Consider the following 7535-nt stretch of genomic DNA (forward strand, 5'->3'; position numbering starts at 1 on the left):
CGTCACAGGCGGTTGGGGCCGCCCTGTGTGGGTCGGCCGAGGCTTACGGGGGAGGAGTGCTCGATGTTCGATCTGCGACGCTCGGATGTGGCGTTACTGCAAGCGGTTTCGGACCACGGGAGCCTGCACGCGGTGGAGAGGTGTGGCCGGATGACGCAGTCGTCCGCGAGCCGCCGTCTGATCAAGCTGGAGCGCAGGCTTCGCACCTCCCTGGTCGCGCGCAACGCCAATGGCACGGAACTCACCGAGGCCGGGCACGCCCTGCTGCACGCCGGCCGGCGGCTGCTCGGCGCCATCGACTTCGCCCTGGCCACGGCCCACCACCGCGCCGACCCCGAACTGCGGCTGCCGGTCGTGCAGTTCGCGGTGGGCGCGGACCTGGCGTACGGCATGGGCCGGGACCTGGCGGACCGTTTCCCCGAAGCGGTGTTCGACGTCGTGCCCGGCGACGACCACTACGTCTGGCAGCGCTTCGAGCGGTACGCGGTCGACGCCGCCTGCGGCTGGGAGACCACCCGCAGGCCGGGGCTGCGCCGCAGCGAGGCGCTGGTGCACACCGTCGTCGAGGAACCGCAGTGGGTCGCACTGCCCAGGGAGCACCCCCTCGTCCAGCGGGAGGTCCTCGACCCGCACGACCTGGCCGACGCCGAGTGGGTGGCCACCGTGGGCGGCGACTCGGCCGACGACCAGCGCTGGGCCTTCTCCCTGCTCACCCCGGCTCCGCGCGTCAGCTACACGGTCCGCTCGCAGAGCGCGGCCCTGGACCTGGTCGGCCGCGGGTACGGCATCGCGCTGGTCTCGCCGGTCTCCGCGGACTCCGAGCACGAGCGCAGCGTGGTGCTCAGGCCGCTGCGCCAGAAGCTGGTCCGCCGGCTGGCGCTGGCCGTGGATCCGCTCGTCGTCCCGCTGGCCCTGGCCCGTGAGCTGTGCGCCTGGCTGAGGTACGGGTACGTCCAGCGGGCGGCGAAGTGCAACCCCGCCTACGCCCTGTCGGCCACCTTCCCCGCGCTCTCCAAGAGCCCCCGGCTCCCGGCGCGCGCCCTGGTGGATCCGCTGTCGTGCTCCACGGTCGCGCCGCTGCCCCTCCTGCTCGCCGAACTGCACTGGACGGAGCCGGACCCGGGCTGTTGCTTCGAGCCCGAGCACCTGCACCTGCTGCGGGTCATCGACCGGATCGGCAGCCTCAACCGCGCCGCGGAGGCGCTGCTCGTCACCCAGCCCGCGCTGACCCGCCGTATCCACCGGCTGGGCAAGGGCTGCGGCCAGCCGCTGGTGTACAGCACGGCACGCGGCACCTCGCTGTCCCCCGCCGCCCGGCGGCTGCTGGACTGCTCGGGGCCGGCCGAGAGCCGACTCGACGAACTGGTGGGCCGCATACGGCAGAACTCGGCGGTACCGGCGGCCGCCGCGGCCGTCCCCGCGCCGCCGTCCCCCGCACCGGCCGCCCGCCGGCGGGCCGCGGCCTGCGCCCAGCCGCGCAGCAGGAAGGCCGTCAGTGCTCCGGTGGCCTCCGCGACCGCCCGGTGACACGGCGGGCCCCGGTGGGCCGCATCCGGTTCGGAGTTCGCCTCCGGCCGGGGCACGGCCTGCCGGACACGGCGGACCGGGGCACGAGGTGCGCGGCCGGCACACAGCGGCCGGCCGGCCGCTGCCGTCAGCGGGTGGCCGGGCGGTCGGCGAGGCGCAGCAGGGACATCAGGGCTTCCCCGGTCTCCGCGGCCGTCCTGTGGTGGACCGCGGCCATTCCCAGTGCCTGCGCGGCGCGCACGTTGCGGCCCAGGTCGTCCACGAAGACGCACTCCCCGGGCCCCAGGCCCAACTGCCGGGCGGTGTGGTGGAAGATCTCCGGCTCCGGCTTGCGCATCCCCACCTCGCAGGAGATCACCACCGCGTCGAAGAGCCCGTCCCATCCGGTGCGGTCGTAGCGGTGGCCCCACGAGTTGGACAGCAGCGCCACCGGGACCCCCGCAGCGCGCAGCCGGCGCAGCAGCCCGGTCATGGCGGCGTCCTCGGTGAAGTGCGCGAACATGCGCTGCACCAGGCCCTCGGCCGGGGGGTGGCTGCCGTCGGGCCTGTGCACCAGCGCGGCCAGCGCGGCCTCGAACTCCGCCACCGGCATCTCACCCCGCTCGACCCGGTGGAACACGTTGGGCTCCGTGCCCGGCCGTGCGCCGGGGCCGAGCAGCCGTCCGAGGGCCGCGTGGAACTCCCCGCTGTCCACGCCCTCGGCGGCGGCCCACACCTCGATCGCCTCGTCGAAGGACTGCGTCAGCACGCCGCCCCAGTCCACGATCACCGCCGAGACGGACTCCGGGGCGCTCGCCCCCGCACCCTGCGCCTCCGTGCCCTGCGCCCGCACCGCTTCTGGCCGCACCACTTCCGCCATGCCGTCCCTCCCGGCCCGCCGGCCGACCACCGCCACCGCCGGCCGCGGTGCGACCGGCGCCATCCAGCCCACCCTAGGCGCCGGGGCGGCCCCGGGGGCCGGGCGCCTTATGCCTTTTGGGGCCCGGCCCGAACCGTACGCGGCCATTCCGTTGCCGGTGCTCGGCACGCCTGCACATAGTCGTGTGAAACAGGGTTCTCACGGCCGCACGCCCGTGCACGTACCGAAAGGTGGCCCGATGCAACTCAGCCAATCGATTGCCGATCTCGCCGGAGAACTGGACGAGCGCGGTTTCATCACGATCGACGACCTGGTGCCCGAATCGGTCCTCGACCTGATGCGCCGCGGGTGCGACCGGCTGATACGGCAGACCGAGGAGATGCGCCACAGCACGGTCGAGTGGCAGCTCGAGTCGGAAGCCGAGGGCGGCGGGTGGGGTGCGCGCGCCTCGGGGCAGGAGGGCATCCCCGGCAAGGTGCGGGTGGTGTCGTTCGCCCACCAGTGCTCCCCCGAGCTGGCCGCCGTGCCAGAACTGATCAACCTCAACGAGGGCGTGGTCCGGCCGCTGCACGGCGTCAGCGGCGACTTCTACAACACCTACATGTGGGCGAAGCCGTCGAAGGTCGGCTCGGAGAAGCCCTGGCACCAGGACGCGCTGTTCCTCAAGGAGGAGTTCTACGAGAAGTACGAGGACGTCTACACCATCTGGATCGCGGTGGACGACGCCCACGAGGAGAACGGGTGCCTGCGCTTCCTGCCGGGTTCGCACCGCGGACGGGTCAAGCACATACCCGACGGCATGGACCCCGACGACCTCTTCGCCTCGCCGCGCGAGCCCTCCCTCGACATCGACAGGCTCTGGCCGGACCTGACCCCGATCACGCTCCCCAGGAAGGCGGGGTCCGCGGTGCTGTTCGGCGCCTTCACCGCGCACACCTCGTCCGCCAACTCCAGTGAGGAAGAGCGCCGAGCGGTCTCCTACGTCTACTCGCTGCCCCGGCGTGACAGGGGCACGGCGGGCGGCACGCGGTGACCGCACCCGTTCGCCGGGACGGCACGGCGCGCGCCCTGGTCCCCGTCGACCCGGGCGCCCACACCGACGCCATCTGGCGGCTGGCGCGCCACCGCGACCTGGCCGCACTCGGCAGGGTGGAGACGACGCGCCCCTGGATCGCGGGCCGGCTCACCGCCCCGGGACTCGACCCGGAGCGCGACACCCGGCTGCTGCGGGACGGCGCCGGCGAGGCCGTGGGCGCGGTGTGGCTGAACAGTTCCTCCGGGGTGGCGGGGTGGACCGCGGAGCTGGTCCTCGGGCCGCGGGCCACCGTCGCCGACGGGGTCGGCCTGCTGTCCTTCGCCGAGCAGCGCTGCGGGGAACTGCTGGCCCGCGGGGCCGGGCGCGGCCAGGACCCGGGCGGAGGCGGGGACGGGGCGCGCACGGCGTCCGAGGGGAGGCTGTCCTGCTTCGTGTCCGAGGGCGAGACGACCGCCCGCGCCGCGCTGGACGCCTGCGGTTTCGGCTCCCCGCACGCCTACCACCGGATGTCGGTCGCCCTGGACGGCGGGCTTGCGCGGACGAGCCCGGTACCGGGCGCGGCGGTACGCCCGCTCCGCACCGAACAGGACCTGCGCACGTTCCACGCGGTGAAGAACAGCGCCTTCTCCGCCGAAGAGGCCGGCAAGTGCGAGGACTCCTTCGAGTCCTGGCGCCAGTGGTGGCAGGCGGACCCGGGAGTCGATCCCGCGCAGTGCGCGCTGCTGGAGGCGGACGGCACCGCGGTGGGCTTCGCCAACATCACCGACCGCATGCGGGACAGCCGCAACGCCGCGTACGTACGGCAGATCGGCGTCGTGCCCGAGGCCAGGAAACAGGGCCTGGGCAGTCTGCTGCTGCTGTCGGTGATGCACCGGGCCCGGCGCCACGGCCGCACCGCGATGGTGCTGACCGTCGACGCCGCGAACCTCCCGGCGCTCGCTCTCTACCGGCGCCTGGGCTGGCAGGTGGAGTCGCGCTTCGACGACTTCGAGCGCGCCGTCGTCGCGGCCCCTCCCGGGGCACCCTCCGGCCGGAGCTGACCGTACGGGCCCCGGGGGCCGGGGTCCCGGGGACCGAGGCCCCGGGGTGGCAGGCCCGCGGCCGGGGAGCCACGGGGCCGAGCGCCCCGGGGGCTCGCGGCCGGGGCGCCGGCCCGGAGACCGCGAGCGCAGGCCCGGCAGCCTGGCGCCGTGCGGGGGCCGAGCACCGCGCAGGGGCCGAGCACCGTCCGGGGGCCGGGCGCGGGCCGGCCCCCGGGGTCCGCCCCCTCAGCCCTGCCCGATGATCCGCTTCATCCGGACCTGCGCCTCACCCGCGGCGAACGCCCTGCGGTGCGACTCCTTGGCCTCGGTACGGACCCTTTCGAGTCCCTCCACGAACGGGGCGTTGACCCGCGCCCTGGTGCCCTGCACGGCCTCGGGGGTATAGCGGGCGATCCTGCGGGCGAGTTCCAGGGCGCGTTCCAGCGTCTTGTCGGTGGGCTGCGTCTCGTGCAGCAGCCCGTCGGCGAGGGCGCGGTCGGCGGGCCACTCCTCACAGGTGTAGAGCATGCGCTGCATGACGGTGGTGCCGACGGTGTAGCGCAGCATGAACCCGCCGAAGTTGCAGGCGATGCCCACCCGCAGCTCCGGCATCACCAGCCGCGCCCGCTCGCTGCCCACCCGGTAGTCGCAGCACAGGGCGATCTGCAGGCCGACCCCGATGGCGTAGCCGTCGATGGCCGCCACCACCGGCTTCGAGATCGACGCGATCGACGTGTACAGATCGGTGATGTCGTCGACCCAGTCGCTCACCTCGTCGCCGCCGGTGAACAGGGAGACCTCGTTGAAGTCGCCCCCGACGCCGAAGGAGCGCCCCGGGCCGCCGTACATCACCACGGACCGCACCCGGTCGTCGGCGTCGATGTCGCGCATCAGCGCGGCGAGCTCGCGCATACGCGCGCGACTGAACGGATTCTGCTCGTGCGCACCCGTGAACTCCAGGAGGATGACCCCGTCGTCGTTCTTGGAACACGCTATGGACTCGTCGGAGGGAATGGACTGATACGCCATCGGATTCACCGCAGGACTCTTTCCGCTAAGTCGGCCGTGATGTTCTTCGCTCCCGGCCGATGACTGGCTCACACCATCGAAAAGTTCGTCGCCCCACCGGCCAATTTCACCGATTGGCCGAATTATTATCATGGAAAACCGCGAAGAAGCCTAGATAGCGCACAGGGGCCAGTCAATGCCTGGAACCGGTCAACTGCCGCCTGGGCGGCGTCACTCAGGGCCTGCGGCACTCGTCCCCAGCGGGTGGTCGAAGGCACGGAGAGCGAACGAACAGCGACCGGAGAGCGGGCGAAGAGCACCGGGAGAGAACGGAGGCGTAACGAGAAGACGATCTCGCGCGGGAAGCGTACCGTCCGCTTGCCGAGTGCGGGTGTCTTCGCTTTGGAAGGAGCGAGAAGGTGGCCTCACTCACCATCGTCCTGGGCACCGGTCGTTGCGGTTCGACGATGCTGTCGGACCTTGTGAACGAACACCGGAAAGTACTGAGCCTCAGCGAGTTCTTCGCGTGTCTTGATCCCTTGGGATTCACGGGTGGGAACGTCGACGGACCGGAGTTCTGGCAACTGCTCAGCGCACCCCGGCTCAAGCCCAACACACTGATGCGCAGGGGTGTGGCGGTCCCGGAGTACCGGTACCCGCTCGGCTCGGGACGCTTCGCCGCGGGCGAGGTGCCCGCGATCAGCCTGATGACGCTGCCTCCGCTCACCGACGACCCGGACGCCCTCCACGACGCCATCGGAAAGGAGGTCACCCGGTGGCCGACGGCCCCGCTCCCCCGGCAGTACGCCCGGCTCTTCGCCTGGTGGGCCGATTTCCTCGACCGTGACGTGACGATCGAGCGGTCGGGGGCCTCGATGCGCTTCCTGCCCGACCTCCTCACGTACTTCCCCACGGCCCGGTTCGTCCACATGTACCGGAACGGGCCCGACTGCGCCGTGTCCATGAGCCGGCACCCGCTGTTCCGTCTCGCGGTACTGATCAGGGATCTGCGCAAGGAGCTGGGAGTGGACCCGTTCCGGGTCGGCGACCCCGCGCACGCGGGTCTGCTGCCCGAGCGGCTGCGCAGGTTCACGCCGGACACCCTGGACGCCGCGGCGCTGGCCGACGCCGCCATCCCGATGGAGCGCTTCGGGGCGATGTGGTCGCACAGCACCAGCACGATCAGGCACCTCGCCGGGCTCCCCGCGGACCGCCTGCTCCACATCTGCTACGACCGGATCGTGGCCGACCCGGGACCCGAACTCGCCCGGTTCGGCGAGTTCGCCGGCATCCCGGAGCCGGAGGCGTGGGCGGCCCGGGTGGCCGGCCGGGTGGACACGCGACGGGTCGGGGCCTCCAACAGGCTCCCCGCCGAACAGGCCGAGGAACTCAGGCAGGCGTGCGCCCCCGGCATCCGTCGCCTCGCCGAGTTCCTGGGCGAGGCACTGCCGGTCGGCTGACCCGGCCGCCCGCCGAATCGGCGGAACGGGCCCCGGCCGTCCCCGGGGCCTGTTCTGTGCCACCGCATCGGGGCCGCCCGAAGGGAGGTCATCCCGTATGCACCGGGAAATCGAGGATGACTTGATATCGAGGATGACGTGATCGTGAGCTACGCGGGGGCATTGCAGTCGCCTAGGCTTTGTGGAAGGTACGACTTTCCTACCGCCGCCGAGGGACTCTCCGGTAGCCGAAAAGGCACCCGCCTTTCAGCGCGGCGCGCAACAGCCACGAGAGATCGGACGCGGTCACTGCCGCACGGTGGGACGGACGACCGGACGGGGCATCCGACCACGGCACAGGGGGCAGACACGTGACCAACATTCCGGAGACGGGCCGGACCCCACGGGTCAGGATCCGGCTCGTCGTCATCCAGATCCTCGTCCTCTCGCTCCTGCTGACCCTCGGCGGACGGCTGTGGTACCTCCAGATCCGCAAAGGCGACACCTACGCCAAGGAGGCGTCAGGCAACCACGTCCAGCAGGTCGTCCAGCCCGCCTTACGCGGCTCGATCCTGGACGCGCGCGGTGTGCCGCTCGCCGACAACGAGACCCGGCTCGTCGTCTCCGCCTCCCGCACCAAGCTG

The 7535-nt window shown here is 72.3% G+C and carries 6 protein-coding genes and 1 pseudogene; 5 read left to right on the plus strand and 2 right to left on the minus strand.

All coding sequences use genetic code 11. From position 1 onward, the window contains the following. Positions 1-63: 63 nt before the first annotated feature. Entirely contained in the window at positions 64-1527 is a 1464-nt protein-coding gene (locus tag IE313_RS18520) for a LysR family transcriptional regulator (RefSeq protein ID WP_189933534.1), read from the plus strand. 127 nt (positions 1528-1654) lie between these two features. Here IE313_RS18520 and IE313_RS18525 read toward each other — a convergent pair whose 3' ends face one another. Further along, complete coding sequence (locus tag IE313_RS18525; RefSeq protein WP_229924751.1) at positions 1655-2449, minus strand: HAD family hydrolase; 795 nt, start codon at positions 2447-2449, stop codon at positions 1655-1657. Between the two features lie 175 nt (positions 2450-2624). Between IE313_RS18525 and IE313_RS18530 the strand changes: the two genes are divergently transcribed. Both IE313_RS18530 and IE313_RS18535 read left to right on the plus strand, forming a co-directional pair. Continuing rightward, positions 2625-3419, plus strand: a complete 795-nt coding sequence (locus tag IE313_RS18530) for a phytanoyl-CoA dioxygenase family protein (protein WP_189933536.1) — start codon at positions 2625-2627, stop codon at positions 3417-3419. Beyond that, a complete protein-coding gene (locus tag IE313_RS18535; RefSeq protein ID WP_189933538.1) occupies positions 3416-4462 on the plus strand; it encodes a GNAT family N-acetyltransferase in 1047 nt (348 codons plus the stop codon). The genes IE313_RS18530 and IE313_RS18535 overlap by 4 nt, the downstream gene beginning before the upstream one ends. Positions 4463-4690: 228 nt before the next feature. On the opposite strand, the gene IE313_RS18540 is transcribed toward IE313_RS18535, so the two are convergent. Continuing rightward, positions 4691-5473, minus strand: a complete 783-nt coding sequence (locus IE313_RS18540; protein WP_189933540.1) for an enoyl-CoA hydratase/isomerase family protein — start codon at positions 5471-5473, stop codon at positions 4691-4693. Positions 5474-5871: 398 nt separating this feature from the next. On the opposite strand from IE313_RS18540, the gene IE313_RS18545 reads away from it, so the two are divergent. Continuing rightward, positions 5872-6912 (plus strand): sulfotransferase family protein, encoded by a 1041-nt coding sequence (locus IE313_RS18545; protein ID WP_229924752.1) that lies wholly within the window; start codon positions 5872-5874, stop codon positions 6910-6912. A 350-nt stretch (positions 6913-7262) separates the two neighbouring features. Next, a pseudogene (locus tag IE313_RS18550) lies at positions 7263-7535 on the plus strand (penicillin-binding protein 2); the annotation flags it as partial.

It is taken from the genome of Streptomyces sulfonofaciens, from assembly GCF_014656295.1.
Lineage (GTDB): Bacteria > Actinomycetota > Actinomycetes > Streptomycetales > Streptomycetaceae > Streptomyces > Streptomyces sulfonofaciens.